We start from the raw sequence: 562 nt of genomic DNA on the forward strand, positions 1-562 counted from the left end.
ACCGTGACCGCCGATGTTACCGACGTAGCCGGCAACCCGGCCACCGATAACGACCCGATTACTTTGGACAATACCCTACCGACCATCGATATCGATTTGCCTATAGAAGGCGATAACATCGTAAATGCAAGTGAGGATGGTGACGTGACCATTTCCGGTACCACTACCGATGTGGAGGACGGGCAGACCGTGACCGTTACCTTCTCCGATGGGACCAACACCGTTACCACTACGGCTACCGTGACCAGTAACACGTGGACGGCAACAGATGCCGATATCTCAGGTTTGGACAACGGTACTATTACGGTGACCGCCGATGTTACGGACGTAGCAGGTAACCCGGCAACCGATAACGACCCGGTTACCTTGGACAATACAATACCGACTATAGATATTGATTTACCTATAGAAGGCGATAACATCGTAAATGCAAGTGAGGATGGTGACGTGACCATCTCCGGTACCACTACTGATGTAGAGGACGGACAGACCGTGACCGTTACCTTCTCCGATGGTACCAACACCGTGACTACTACGGCTACCGTTTCTGGTAATACTTGGA

At 51.6% G+C, this 562-nt stretch carries 1 pseudogene; it reads left to right on the top strand.

The features are described 5' to 3' along the window. Positions 1-562 (top strand): annotated as a pseudogene (locus ACXAGS_RS15725) (hypothetical protein); the annotation flags it as partial.

This window comes from Croceivirga sp. ABH4_376 (assembly GCF_056160685.1).